The sequence below is a fragment of the Paraburkholderia phytofirmans genome (assembly GCF_046028095.1).
Lineage (GTDB): Bacteria > Pseudomonadota > Gammaproteobacteria > Burkholderiales > Burkholderiaceae > Paraburkholderia > Paraburkholderia phytofirmans_A.
Window position 1 is genome coordinate 96575 of record NZ_JAQQDJ010000018.1, and the last position, 12918, is coordinate 109492.

A 12918-nucleotide genomic window follows, 5' to 3' on the forward strand; every position below is an offset into this window, starting at 1 on the left:
TTTCCTGCTAACTACAGTGGCGAAAGTGGTCCTCGACTAGCGTCGCTCCGAAGTAGTTTCGGTCAACGTTCGCGGTGTCATAACCGTATTCGCCTTTTGCGCCAAAGGCGCTTACTGCAGCTTGCGAAACCCCGGCAAAACCGGAATTTCTCTTTCGTTGGTAGGCTCGATTGGACTCGAACCAACGACCCCCACCATGTCAAGGTGGTGCTCTAACCAGCTGAGCTACGAGCCTGAAGAAGCAAGATTATATGGAGCGCCACACTGCTTGGCAAGTACTTTTATGCACCGACTTTAAATTTCTACTCACGCGCTCACGCATGCCCAGCAGATACGTCGACTGGCTATGCATGCGCCGCACACTCATCAACTCTTGCGCGAAGCGCGCACCACGCCCGTGACTTCGCCGAGCAACGTACACGCGCGCTGAATCTGCGCCGCGCTCGACACCTCGACGGTAAATTGCATGAACGCAGCGTTACGTCGCGTCTGCGTTTTCACGCCGATCACATTCATCTTCTCGCGCGCGAACACTTCGGATATATCGCGCAGCAGACCCTGCCGATCCGTTGCATCGATCGAGAGATCGACCGGATAGACCGACTGGCCACGGCCGCTCATCACCTCGGCCGACCAAGCCGTTTGCAACACGCGCTCGGGCGCCCGGTCTGCCATGCGCAGAAACGTCGGGCAATCGCTGCGATGAATTGACATGCCTTTTCCGCGCGTGACGAAGCCGCAGATATCATCGGGCGGCGCGGGACGGCAGCAACGCGCTAGTTGCGTGAGCAACGCATCGACACCGACCACCAGCACGCCCGTGGACGCGCCACGCGCCACGCTCGCGCCGCTGCTACGCTTTTCGAACTGCTCCGGCGCTTCGACCACCGGTTCCGGCGGCGGCGCATCGTGCAGCGCCTGCTCGACGAGCCGCAAACTGAATTCTTCCTTGCCTACCACTGAGAACAGGTCGTCAGTGGTCTTGAAGCCGAGCTTGGCCGCGAGCTGATCCAGATTGACCGACGTCTTGCCCTCGCGTTGCAAGGTCTTTTCGACCATCGCACGGCCGCTCGCGATATGTTCCTGCACTTCGACCGCATTGAACCACGCGCGCACCTTCTGCCGCGCGCGCGGACTTTGCAGATAGCCGAGTTGCGGGTTGAGCCAATCGCGCGACGGACCACCCTCCTTCACCGCGACGATCTCCACCGTCTGACCGTTTTGCAAAGGCGTGTTCAACGGCACCATCGCGCCGTCGACGCGCGCGCCGCGGCAACGGTGCCCCAACTCGCTATGCAAGTGGTACGCGAAATCGACAGGCGTGGCGCCGTGCGGCAACGGAATCACCCGCGCCTGCGGCGTCAGCACATAGATGTGATCGTCGTCGAGCGTGGCCTGGCGCAGTTGTTCCCACGGCTGCGACGCGCGCTTCTCACCGTGCTCGCCCTCGGAGACTTCGTCTTTCCACGCGAGCAATTGACGCAGCCACGCGATCTTCTCGTCGTACTTCTCGTTGGCGACGAACTGGCCGCCGTAGCCGCGCGTGCCTGCTTCCTTGTAACGCCAATGCGCGGCCACGCCGTATTCGGCGAACTGATGCATTTCCTGCGTACGGATCTGCACTTCGAACGCGCGGCCGTCGTCGCCGATCACCACCGTGTGCAGCGACTTGTAGCCATTCGGTTTCGGTCGCGAGATATAGTCGTCGAACTCTTTCGGTACCGGTTGCCACAGGTTGTGCACGATGCCGAGCACCGTGTAGCAATCCTTGATGTCCGGCACGATCACGCGAAACGCTCGCACGTCGTAGAGCTCGGCGAAATCCAGCTCCTTGCCGCGCATCTTGCGCCAGATGCTGTAGATGTGCTTCGGCCTACCGCTCACTTCCGCGCGAATATGCGCCGCGGCCAATTCCTTTTGCAGGCGTTCGATAGCCTGCGCGACATAGCTCTCACGCTCGACGCGTTTCTCGTCGAGCAACTTGGCGATGCGCTTATACGTGACCGGCTCTTCGAAGCGTAACGCGAGATCCTCGAGTTCCCACTTCAATTGCCAGATGCCCAGGCGGTTGGCGAGCGGCGCATAGATATCGAGCGTCTCGCGCGCCACGTCCGGTGAAGGCGTGATTTTCGCCGCCGCGTAGTAACGCAGCGACTGCAGACGCGACGCGAGCCGGATCAGCACCACCCGAATATCCTGCGCGAAGGCGAGCAGCATCTTGCGTAGCGCCTCGACCTGCGCGCGGCGTGCGGCCTGCGCATCGCGCCCGGCTTCGGGCATGGCATTCTGTGCGGCACGCAAGCTCACGGTGCCTAGACGCAACAACTTGCGCACGTCGCCGACCAGTTGCGCGACTTCTTCGCCGAAGTTATCGGCGATCACGCGCTCCGGGTCCTGCAGATGCGGCGTCAATGCAAACAACGCCGCCGCCAGCACGGCGGGCGGATCGACATTGAGCTTGCGCATGATCGACGCCGTGCCCGCCGCGTGATCCGCCAGCATTTCGCCCGACGACAGCCGCACCTCTCCCGCATGTTCGCGCACGAACGCCATCGCTTCATCGAAAGAAGGAAGGGGGTTCGGCGCGTTCGTAACGGTTTCGGTATTCATGGTGCGACGGCCCACCGGGCCAGACAATTCAACGGAAATTCAACTACACGTGCCAGGCTTAAGCGCGCTGCGCAGCGACCACGCAGATTTCGACCAGGCACTTCGGATTGGCGAGCTTTGCTTCGACCGTAGCGCGCGGCGGCGTGGCGCCTTGTGCAACCCACTCGTCCCACACCGCGTTCATGCCGGCGAAATGCACCATGTCCGAGATGTAGATCTGCACCGACAGCAAGTGCGACTTGTCGCTGTTCACTTCGCCCAGCAGACGGTCGATGTGGCCAAGCACTTCGCGCGTCTGACCCGTGATGTCCTGATCCGCGTCTTCAGCGATCTGGCCCGCGAGGTACACGGTGCCGTTGTGCACGGCGATTTCCGAGAGGCGCTTGCCGACGTGGTGACGAATGACTGCCATGGCGAATCCTGAGTTGGTTTGAAAATTGATCGGAGATGCGTTCCGCATCGCGCCCCGTCGAGGATGCCGCGCGGAACTGCATATTATGACGCGTCGGCGGCCGGTCCGATAAAGAACTGCCTCGCGATGTCGATCTGATCGGCCGACAGAAACGCCGGCGCGTGTCCGACCCCGGCGATTTCCGCGCTCGACACCGCACGCCCGGTCTGGACCATCTTCGCGACGGTTTCGCGCGAAAGCAGATCGGACAGCTCGCCGCGCACCACCAGCACCGGCCCCTGGAACGACGCCAGCGAATGCCACAGCGCGGCCTCGCCGAGCTTGGCCGCTTGCTCGGTGGTCGCGGTAAAAGGCTGCGCGATCCGCGGGTCGTAACGGAACAGCCACTTGCCGTTTTGTTCGTGCAGAAGCGGCGTGTTGATCTCGCGCCACTCGTCCGGCGTGAGCGGGCCAAAAGTCTGCGCGAGCAAGGCTGCGTAGTCGATACCTTGCTGCAGCGTTTCGAACTGCACGGGCTTGCCGAGATAATCGCCGATGCGCTTTACCGCAGCCGGCTCCAGATGCGGACCGACATCGTTCAGCAACATCTTGCGGATCGGCGTTTCGGGCAGGCCGGCGAGTCCAAGCCCGATCAGGCCGCCCATCGACGTGCCGAACCAGTCGACCGTCTCGACATTCAGGCGCGCGATCAGCGTGACCATGTCGGCGACGTACTGCGGGATCGTGTAGAAGTTGGGGTTGGCGAGCCACGATGACAAGCCCCGACCCGCGACATCCGGGCACACCACGCGGTAAGTGCCGGCGAATTCCTCCGCGAGGCGGTCGAAGTCGCGCCCTGAACGGGTCAAACCGTGCACGCACAGCAGCACACGCGGATTGGCGGGGTCGCCCCACTCGGTGTAAGCGATGCGATGCAAGCCTCCAGCGCTCGCGCACTGCACGTACCGTTGACGCGGCGCGAGCCGCCCGGCGGGGGAAGCGGACGTGATTTCGGTCATCTGGGTTCCTTGCAAAAGCGCTGCGAGTTCGGCCTGGGCACAACAGGGATCGACGTGCGTTCAATCTTCAAACGATTGTAAACCGCTTTGCCGCGCGGCAAGAGTCGGCCAGATGGCATAGGAGGGCTCCGAACGAATGTCCTGCGCAAAAAAGAAAGCGGGCGAGACTCACGCCTCGCCCGCCTTGGAACCGCCTCGCGGCCGCCTGCCGCTCACACTTAACCGCATCCGGCCGCACAGCGGCCCTCATACAGCCTCAAACCGCTTCAGACGGCCTCACCGCACGCCATTCAGCTAACCGCGCTGACATCAAGCGGTGCGCCGGTCTTCGCCTTGATTTCATCGACGCTCACGCCCGGCGCCAGTTCGGTCACCTTCAGCCCGTTGTCCGTGACTTCGATCACTCCGAGGTCGGTGATGATCTGGTCGACCACGCCCACGCCCGTGAGCGGCAGCGTGCATTCTTCGAGGATCTTGTGCTGGTCGCCCTTCGCGACGTGTTCCATCAGCACGACCACGCGCTTGACGCCCGCGACCAGATCCATCGCGCCGCCCATGCCCTTGATCATCTTGCCCGGGATCATCCAGTTGGCCAGATCGCCCTTTTTGCTGATCTGCATGGCGCCGAGAATCGCCAGATTGATGTGCCCGCCGCGAATCATCGCGAACGAATCCGCCGACGAAAAAATCGACGAACCCGGCAGCGTGGTCACCGTCTGCTTGCCGGCGTTGATCAGGTCGGCATCCACTTCTTCTTCGGTCGGCGACGGGCCGATCCCGAGCAGGCCGTTTTCCGACTGCAGCCACACTTCGACGCCCGCCGGCACGTGATTGGCCACCAGCGTCGGCAGGCCGATGCCGAGGTTCACATAAAAACCGTCCTGCAATTCTTTCGCCGCGCGTGCGGCCATTTCGTCACGAGTCCATGCCATGATCAGTCTCCTTTCGCGCGGACAATGCGTTGTTCAATGCGTTTTTCCGGATTCGCATTGAGCACAATGCGCTGCACGAAAATGCCAGGCGTATGGATCGCGTCCGGATCAAGTTCGCCCACTTCGACGATCTCTTCGACTTCCGCGACGGTGATCTTGCCGGCCATTGCGCACATCGGGTTGAAGTTGCGCGCGGTGCGGCGGTAGATCAGATTGCCCGATTTGTCGGCTTTCCACGCCTTCACCAAAGCGACGTCGGCGGTCAGCGAGTGTTCGAGCACGTAATGGTTTTCGCCGAACTGGCGGGTTTCCTTGCCTTCGGCGATCAGCGTGCCGTAGCCGGTATTGGTGAAGAACGCCGGAATGCCCGACCCGCCCGCGCGCAGCTTCTCGGCGAGCGTGCCTTGCGGCGTGAATTCGAGTTCGAGTTCGCCGGCCAGATACTGGCGTTCGAACTCCTTGTTCTCGCCGACATACGACGAGATCATCTTCTTGACCTGGCGCGTTTCGAGCAGCAGGCCGAGGCCGAAACCGTCGACGCCCGCATTGTTGCTGATGCAGGTGATGCCCTGCACCTTCGAATCGCGCAGTGCGCCGATCAGCGCCTCCGGAATGCCGCACAGCCCGAAGCCGCCTACGGCAAACGTCTGCCCGTCCTTGACGATGTCTTTCAGCGCCTCGGCGGCGCCTGGATAGACCTTGTTCATCAGTATGTCCCTTCCTTTATGGAAACCCGAATCCCGAACGCGGGCCGCCGGATCGTTGCGGCTGATATGACGTTGCGCGGGCCCGAGCCCGACACGTCATTCTAGTCATCCCCGGCGGGCTGTGCGCCCAGGTTTCCCTGCGCGCCGTGCAAAGCCCGCCGCGAACTGCTTCGCCGCGTTGTCATGTGCTCGAAAGAGTACGCTGGGCGCACCATGCGGCACAATACGCAAAAATACATAAGTACTTGCCGCCAATTCATGCCCGCACTGGATTATCAAACCGCGTTCCACCTCGCTCCGATCGGACTCGTGCTGTCGCGCGAACGGACTATCGAAGACTGTAATGACGAGCTCGCGTCGATATTCGGCTGCACGCGCGAGTCGCTGCTCGGCCAGTCGTTCCAGGTGTTGTATCCGTCGACGGACGAATTCGAGCGGATCGGCGCACGGATTCCGCCGATCATGACCGCACACGGCAGCTATGCGGACGACCGCATCATGAAGCGGGCCAACGGCGAATTATTCTGGTGCCACGTGACAGGCCGCGCGCAGGAACGCGCCGACCCGCACGCCGCGGGCGTCTGGACTTTCGAGGACTTGAGCGCGACGCGGCGCGTGGCGGTCGAACTGACACCGCGCGAACGCGAAATCGCCGCGCAACTGGTAACGGGCAAAACCAGCAAACAGATCGGCCGGGTGCTGGATATCAGCCCGCGCACCGTCGATGTCTACCGCGCGCGGCTGATGCGCAAATACGATACGGGCAACGCGACGGAGTTGTTGCAGCGCCTGCTCGGGCATTGAAGCAGCGGGCGCGCGTGTCGGGTTGCTGGTTCGCGCGACGCTGAGTCGCGCCTTCGGCAAGCCACCTCAGAGGCAGGCGGCAATGTGCGGCGACGTTAGCGAACGCCGCCGGTTCGCAACGAAAATCGGCTGAAGGTCGGCTGCGTGTCGCCTATTACGCGATCTTGACCAGCGCGGCCCGCTCGATGGTTTCGCGCAGCAAGTCCGGCACCGGCACCGACTTGCCAGCCGCGTAATCGATCCAGACGCAGCGCGCGGCGCCGCGTGCATAGACGGTATTCGGATCGTCCGCGCGCACCAGCTCGAAACCCGTGTCGAAGCTGCTGCGGCCGGGCGTGGCCACCGTCATCCGGCCGATCACGTCGCCGGGATAATGCAGTTGCTTGAGAAACTCCATCGACGCATTGACGATCACCGGCCCCTGGCCGTCGGCGTTGTTACCGGCCAGGCCCAGCTGTTCGAACCAGGAAATCCGCACCTGCTCCATGTAGCGGAAATAGACCGTGTTGTTCACATGGCCGAAGGCGTCCATGTCGCCCCAGCGGATCGGCATCGACATCTCGAAAACTGCGTGAAAATCGCTCATCGTACTTCTTTAACGGGTTGAAATCAGGTTGAAGCCGGCGCGTGGACCGGCGTAGAGACAGACAGCACCATAGCGCGCGCCCTCAGGCGGCGCAAAGGCCGGAGCGCGTAAAACAGTTTCTTCGAATGGACGCCAATCCGGGCTCTCGCGACCTGAAAACGCGAGCGCCGGCTGCGCCGTCTTGCGTTCAGGAGAGCCCGAAGCCGTCGTCGGCGGCGATCACCGAGCCGTTGATGAACTGCGATTCGTCCGCCGCCAGCAGCAGCAGGAGTCCGTCCAGATCGTCCGGTTTGCCGACGCGGTGACGCGGCAGCATCGACACGAGCTTCTGCCCTTGCTCCGTCGACCAGTGATGGTGGTTGATCTCTGTGTCGATATAGCCGGGACAGATCGCGTTCACGTTGATGCCGTGCTTGCCCCACTCGAGCGCCATGGCTTTCGTCATATGCACGACAGCCGCCTTGCTGATCGAATACAGGCCGATCTGCGGCAGCACCCGCAAGCCGGCCATCGACGCGATATTGATGATGCGGTACGACGGCTTCTGCGCGTTGTTGCCGCGCATGATCATGCGCTTGGCGACTTCCTGAGCGACGAAGAACGCACCGCGCGTGTTCGTATCGAACACATATTCGAAGTCGGCCGGCGTGACTTCCGACAGCTTCTGCGTGGTCGACACGCCCGAATTGTTCACCAGAATGTCGATCGTGCCGGCCTCGGTTTCCGCATGGGCAACCGCCGATTTGATGCTCTGGTAGTCGGTCACGTCGAGCGAAACGACGTGCGCCGCGCCGCCGGAGGCCTCGATCTCGGCGCGCAACTCCTTCAGGCGCTCGGTTCGCCGGCTCGCCAGCACGACCTTGGCGCCCGCCTGCGACAACACTTGAGCAAAGCGCTTTCCCAACCCGCTCGAGGCGCCGGTAATCAGCGCGACCTTGCCTTCCAGATTGATCGAACGGCCCATTGTCGTTCCTTGTTCGGTTGTTGTTACGGCTGCGGTGGACGGGTGCGGTAAGCCCGTCACTACGGGTCATACCGTATCACAAAAATAGAACGGTCGTGCTAATCTCTGCTCATCTGGTTGCAGTGCGGGTGTGCATCGCCCACAATACGAACCCGAAAAAAGCATTCTAACGGTAAGAGGAGCATCAATGACCCCCGCAAGTCTCATTGAGCAATACGGTCCACGCGAGTCGATGGAATACGACGTCGTGATCGTCGGCGGCGGCCCGGCTGGCCTGTCCGCGGCGATCCGCCTGAAGCAGCTGGCAGCGGAAAAAGGCGTCGAGATTGGCGTGTGCGTACTGGAAAAAGGCTCGGAGATCGGGGCTCATATCCTGTCGGGCGCGGTGATGGATCCGCGCGCGATCACCGAACTCATTCCTGACTGGAAGGAAAAAGGCGCGCCGCTCACGGTGGATGTGACCGAGGACAAGTTCCTGTTCCTCACGGAAACCGGTTCGAAGAGCGTGCCGACCTGGGCGCTGCCGGATAACTTCAAGAATCACGGCAATTACGTGATCAGCCTTGCCAACGTTACGCGCTGGCTAGGTCAGCAGGCTGAGGCGCTGGGTGTCGAGATTTTCCCGGGCTTTCCGGCGGCTGAAATCCTGTACAACGACGACGGTTCGGTTAAAGGCGTCGCCACTGGCAACCTGGGCATCGGCAAGGACGGCGAGCCGACCGAGAACTTCCAGCTCGGCATGGAGCTGCACGCGAAGTACACGCTGTTCTGCGAAGGCGCGCGCGGTCACCTCGGCCGTCAGCTGAACGACAAATTCAAGCTGCGCGAAGGCGCCGATCCGCAGGTCTACGGGATCGGCATCAAGGAACTGTGGGAAATCGATCCGTCGAAGCACAAGCCGGGCCTGGTCATGCACACGGCCGGCTGGCCGCTGGAGAACGATACGTACGGCGGCTCGTTCCTGTATCACATGGATAACAACCAGGTGGTGGTGGGCTTCGTGGTGGGCCTCGGCTACACGAACCCGTACCTGTCGCCGTTCGAGGAATTCCAGCGCTACAAGACGCATCCGGCGATTCGCGCTGTGCTCGAAGGCGGCAAGCGTGTGTCATATGGCGCGCGGGCGATTACCGCCGGCGGTTTGATGTCGCTGCCGAAGCTGGTGTTCCCCGGCGGTGCGCTGGTGGGTGATGACGCGGGCTTCCTGAACGCATCGCGGATCAAGGGCTCGCATGCGGCGATCAAGACCGGCATGCTGGCCGCAGAAGCCGCTTTCGACGCTGTGCAGGTTGGACGTCAAAACGACGAACTCACCGCGTATCCGGAGAGCTTCAAGACCTCGTGGCTGCACACCGAACTGCATCGTGCGCGCAACTTCAAGCAGTGGATGAGCAAGGGTCTCTACCTCGGCACGCTGATGGTCGGCATCGAGCAGAAGCTGCTGGGCGGCAATGTGCCGTGGACGCTGCATCACCAGCATTCGGATCACGAGATGCTCAAGCCTGCATCGCAATGCAAGCCGATCGTCTATCCGAAGCCGGATGGCAAGCTCACGTTCGACCGGCTCTCTTCCGTGTTCATCTCGAACACGAACCATGAGGAAAACCAGCCCGCTCACCTGACGCTTAAAGATCCATCGGTGCCGGTGAACGTGAACTGGCAGACGTATGCCGGTCCGGAGTCACGCTATTGCCCGGCAGCGGTGTACGAGTTCGTGAAGAACGACGACGGCAGCGAACGCCTCGTGATCAACGCGCAGAACTGCGTGCACTGCAAGACCTGCGATATCAAGGACCCGACGCAGAACATCGTGTGGGTCACGCCTGAAGGCGGCGGCGGTCCAAACTATCCGAACATGTAATCGATGCTTCACTTGCCTTCGCAGCGCCTGCCTCTGAATGCCGGCGCTGCGAAGGCAGGCAACTCAACGCCGTCCCACCGCTTCAATCCGCTCCCGCACCCTCGCCACCACCGGCGCCCAGTCGCCGACGCGTGGCTGTCGAACCAGCTCAATCGAATCGTACCAGGCCGTCTGCGGCGACCCATCGCCCCAGAACCAGGCGGAGACGTGGTCGATCATCAAACAGGTCGGCACGCCAAGCGCCCCCGCCAGATGCGCGGGCCCGCTGTCGATCGTGACCACCAGATCGAGATTCGCCAGCAATGCCGCGACATCGTCGAAGCCGGACTGAAAATGATGCGTCAGATCGACGACGTCGAGACCCTTGGCGCGCCACTGCGCGACCGTCTCTCCGCGCCCCGGCGACACAGCGAAATAGGTCACACCGGCTACAGTCAACAGCGGTTCGATTTGCTCGACCGGCACCGAACGCCGCATGTCGCGGATATGGTCCGGATTGCCGTTCCACACCAGACCGACTTTGCGATTGCCCCGCTTGCCGGCCGTATGCGCTTCGACTCGCTCACGCCATGTCTGCTCGAGCGCGGCATCAGCGCTCAAGTACGGCGCGCCCCACCCCGTTGCGTCGATAATCCCGAGCCGCAGCGGCAGACTCATCAGCCCGCAGTGAAAATCCGGCTGCGTCTCCAGACTCGTTTCGAGCGGCAAATCGGCCGGCAGCATTCGTTCGAATAGGTGCCGCAAAGGTCCGTCGTGGCCGAAAATCACCCGGCCGCCCTCGTGCCGCGCCCGCTCGGCCAGCAGCGGCAAAAAACGCACCGCCCAGAGGCAATCGCCATTGCCTTGCTCGCCGTACACCACCAGCGTTTTGCCGGCGAGCGATTCGCCCTGCCAATGCGCGCTGATCGCAGCGAGCGCTTGCTGCGCGTTATTCAGTTCGCCCGCGGCAAACGCGATACGCGACTCGTAATGCGCCCAGCCTCCGGCAAGACGTCCACTGCGAATCTCGAGTTCCGACAGATCGAACAACGCATGGGCATTGTCCGGTGAAAGCGTCAGCACTTGCCGCAGCAAACCCTCGGCCTCGGCGAAGCGCGCCTGCTCCTTGATACACAGCGCCAGCTTGTGAAGCGCCACCGGATTGCCCGGCACGACGCGCACGGCTTCGCGCAACAGCGCCTCCGCCGCGGCAAAGTCGTCGCGCTGCTGGACGGCCGCCGCGCGCCAGATCAACGCGTTGGCGTCTTCGGCATGGCGCGCGAGCAGCAGGCCGGTGGCCGAGTCGACCAACGCCCAGTCGCGCAACACGAACGCCGTTTGCGCAATCGTATGCAGCAGTGTGGGTTCGCAGGAAGGATCGAGTTGATACGCGCGCACGAGCGCAGCAAGTGCCTCGCGCTGGCTTGCCTTGTCGCGGCCGGCGTGTTGCACCAGCGCTTGACCGAACGCCAGGCAGTCGCCGGCGGCGGCATCGGGCGCGGCGGCGCGCGCACGCAGGCCCGCGAGGGGGCTCGCGGACGGCCCGGAATTTAGATCGGTCATGGAGACGGCACTGCCCACGCAGAACGGCTACAGAGGCGCGTGAAGCAGGCCCGTTAAGGCGCGCTCGCCGCGATCTTCGGCGTGCTGACAGCCACGTCGCCGCATTGCGCGCGATGGCGCAGCGCATGGTCGATCAGCACCAGCGCGAGCATGGATTCGGCGATCGGCGTGGCGCGAATGCCGACGCACGGGTCATGCCGTCCGAACGTTTCGACGACGACCGGTTGCCCCGCCTTGTCGATCGAGCGGCGCGGCGTGCGAATGCTCGACGTCGGCTTGATCGCGATCGACACCGTCACGTCCTGTCCAGTCGATATACCGCCGAGCACACCGCCCGCGTGATTGCCGACGAAGCCCTCCGGCGTCAATTCGTCGCCATGGACCGAGCCGCGTTGCGCGACGCTGGCAAAGCCCGCGCCGATCTCGACACCCTTCACCGCGTTGATGCCCATCATGGCGTGCGCAATGTCCGCGTCGAGGCGATCGAACAGCGGCTCGCCGAGGCCGACCGGCACGCCGGACGCCACGACGTTGATGCGCGCGCCGATCGAGTCGCCGTCTTTGCGCAGCGCGTCCATGTACGTTTCCAGTTGCGGCACGATCTCCGCGTTGGGCGCGAAGAACGGGTTCTCGCGCACGTGCGCCCAATCGACGAACGGCACGTCGATCTCGCCGAGCGCGGCCATATAGCCGCGAATTTCGGTGCCGAATTTCTCGCGCAGCCATTTCTTGGCAACCGCGCCCGCGGCCACCGTCGGCGCCGTGAGACGAGCCGACGAACGGCCGCCGCCGCGATAGTCGCGGATGCCGTATTTCTGCCAGTAGGTGTAGTCGGCGTGGCCCGGGCGGAACGTGTCGGCGATGTTGCCGTAGTCTTTGCTGCGCTGGTCCGTGTTGCGGATCAGGAGCGCGATCGGCGCGCCGGTGGTCTGGCCTTCGAACACGCCCGACAGGATCTCGACCTTGTCTTCTTCCTGACGCTGCGTGACGTGGCGCGACGTGCCGGGCTTGCGCCGGTCGAGTTCGAACTGGATGTCGGCTTCGTTGAGCGCCATGCCCGGCGGGCAGCCGTCGATCACACAGCCGATAGCGGGACCGTGCGATTCGCCGAAGGTCGTGACAGTGAAAAGCGTACCGAGCGTGTTGCCGGACATGGGCGTCGTCCAAAGAAATGCGGGGAAGACGCTATTATGCCAGCCCCGTGGCGGCTGGACTGCGCCGCGCAGTCGCGTTGGCCGATCGGCCAAGGTGTGCATGGGCAGGCGCTTCCCGCCGGATCACCTGGCTTGTCGGGAGGTTCGCTGCGCCGTGTAGGACTGTTCGCATCGCCGCCTCTGCCTGGGTCACTCAGGCGCGGCCGCGCAAAACATCGCAAGTCAGGAATTTCTGCGCCGATATTGCGCGCTACTTGCGCGAGCAATCGGCGTTCGGGCGGCGCAGGCATTCCAGCACCTTGCGCCGGTCCCGCGTCCGCGCGGGCATCTTTCGTTTTCCGTGACGCC

Annotated in this window: 11 protein-coding genes and 1 tRNA gene; 2 read left to right on the top strand and 10 right to left on the bottom strand. The window is 63.0% G+C overall.

Going from position 1 to position 12918, the window contains the following annotated elements:
* Positions 1-158 precede the first annotated feature (158 nt).
* From PQR54_RS34795 to PQR54_RS34820, 6 genes are all read right to left on the bottom strand, one after another.
* Positions 159-235, bottom strand: a tRNA-Val gene (locus tag PQR54_RS34795).
* Positions 236-366: 131 nt separating this feature from the next.
* On the bottom strand, positions 367-2610 hold the full coding sequence (locus PQR54_RS34800; RefSeq protein ID WP_408253735.1) for a RelA/SpoT family protein: 2244 nt from the start codon (positions 2608-2610) through the stop codon (positions 367-369).
* A 58-nt stretch (positions 2611-2668) separates the two neighbouring features.
* Complete coding sequence (locus PQR54_RS34805) at positions 2669-3022, bottom strand: RidA family protein (RefSeq protein ID WP_106279733.1); 354 nt, start codon at positions 3020-3022, stop codon at positions 2669-2671.
* Positions 3023-3105: 83 nt separating this feature from the next.
* Entirely contained in the window at positions 3106-4020 is a 915-nt protein-coding gene (locus tag PQR54_RS34810; RefSeq protein ID WP_408253738.1) for an alpha/beta fold hydrolase, read from the bottom strand.
* Positions 4021-4310: 290 nt separating this feature from the next.
* Positions 4311-4952, bottom strand: a complete 642-nt coding sequence (locus PQR54_RS34815; RefSeq protein WP_408253741.1) for a CoA transferase subunit B — start codon at positions 4950-4952, stop codon at positions 4311-4313.
* 2 nt (positions 4953-4954) lie between these two features.
* Positions 4955-5659: a CoA transferase subunit A gene (locus PQR54_RS34820; protein WP_106279196.1), complete on the bottom strand. Its 705-nt coding sequence runs from the start codon at positions 5657-5659 to the stop codon at positions 4955-4957.
* 258 nt (positions 5660-5917) lie between these two features.
* Here PQR54_RS34820 and PQR54_RS34825 point away from each other — a divergent pair, with 258 nt between their 5' ends.
* Positions 5918-6463 (top strand): LuxR C-terminal-related transcriptional regulator, encoded by a 546-nt coding sequence (locus PQR54_RS34825; protein WP_106309572.1) that lies wholly within the window; start codon positions 5918-5920, stop codon positions 6461-6463.
* Between the two features lie 154 nt (positions 6464-6617).
* Here the strand turns inward: PQR54_RS34825 and PQR54_RS34830 are convergent, their stop codons facing one another.
* Positions 6618-7049, bottom strand: a complete 432-nt coding sequence (locus PQR54_RS34830; protein WP_408253744.1) for an acyl-CoA thioesterase — start codon at positions 7047-7049, stop codon at positions 6618-6620.
* A gap of 187 nt (positions 7050-7236) precedes the next feature.
* On the bottom strand, positions 7237-8013 hold the full coding sequence (locus PQR54_RS34835) for an SDR family oxidoreductase (protein ID WP_408253746.1): 777 nt from the start codon (positions 8011-8013) through the stop codon (positions 7237-7239).
* Between the two features lie 187 nt (positions 8014-8200).
* On the opposite strand from PQR54_RS34835, the gene PQR54_RS34840 reads away from it, so the two are divergent.
* Positions 8201-9874, top strand: coding sequence for an electron transfer flavoprotein-ubiquinone oxidoreductase (locus tag PQR54_RS34840; protein WP_408253748.1), 1674 nt, complete (start codon positions 8201-8203; stop codon positions 9872-9874).
* Positions 9875-9937: 63 nt separating this feature from the next.
* Here the strand turns inward: PQR54_RS34840 and PQR54_RS34845 are convergent, their stop codons facing one another.
* Positions 9938-11416 carry a tetratricopeptide repeat-containing glycosyltransferase family protein gene (locus tag PQR54_RS34845; protein ID WP_408253751.1) on the bottom strand — a complete coding sequence of 493 codons (1479 nt, stop codon included), beginning with the start codon at positions 11414-11416 and terminating at the stop codon, positions 9938-9940.
* A gap of 53 nt (positions 11417-11469) precedes the next feature.
* Complete coding sequence (aroC, locus tag PQR54_RS34850; protein WP_408253754.1) at positions 11470-12570, bottom strand: chorismate synthase; 1101 nt, start codon at positions 12568-12570, stop codon at positions 11470-11472.
* Positions 12571-12918: the final 348 nt, after the last annotated feature.

Coding starts and splice junctions, on each gene's coding strand:
- PQR54_RS34835 (WP_408253746.1), bottom strand. CDS start 8,013: ATGGGCCGTTCGATCAATCTGGAAGGCAAGGTCGCGCTGATTACCGGC.
- PQR54_RS34805 (WP_106279733.1), bottom strand. CDS start 3,022: ATGGCAGTCATTCGTCACCACGTCGGCAAGCGCCTCTCGGAAATCGCC.
- PQR54_RS34820 (WP_106279196.1), bottom strand. CDS start 5,659: ATGAACAAGGTCTATCCAGGCGCCGCCGAGGCGCTGAAAGACATCGTC.
- PQR54_RS34830 (WP_408253744.1), bottom strand. CDS start 7,049: ATGAGCGATTTTCACGCAGTTTTCGAGATGTCGATGCCGATCCGCTGG.
- PQR54_RS34815 (WP_408253741.1), bottom strand. CDS start 4,952: ATGGCATGGACTCGTGACGAAATGGCCGCACGCGCGGCGAAAGAATTG.
- aroC (WP_408253754.1), bottom strand. CDS start 12,570: ATGTCCGGCAACACGCTCGGTACGCTTTTCACTGTCACGACCTTCGGC.
- PQR54_RS34845 (WP_408253751.1), bottom strand. CDS start 11,416: ATGACCGATCTAAATTCCGGGCCGTCCGCGAGCCCCCTCGCGGGCCTG.
- PQR54_RS34825 (WP_106309572.1), top strand. CDS start 5,918: ATGCCCGCACTGGATTATCAAACCGCGTTCCACCTCGCTCCGATCGGA.
- PQR54_RS34810 (WP_408253738.1), bottom strand. CDS start 4,020: ATGACCGAAATCACGTCCGCTTCCCCCGCCGGGCGGCTCGCGCCGCGT.
- PQR54_RS34840 (WP_408253748.1), top strand. CDS start 8,201: ATGACCCCCGCAAGTCTCATTGAGCAATACGGTCCACGCGAGTCGATG.
- PQR54_RS34800 (WP_408253735.1), bottom strand. CDS start 2,610: ATGAATACCGAAACCGTTACGAACGCGCCGAACCCCCTTCCTTCTTTC.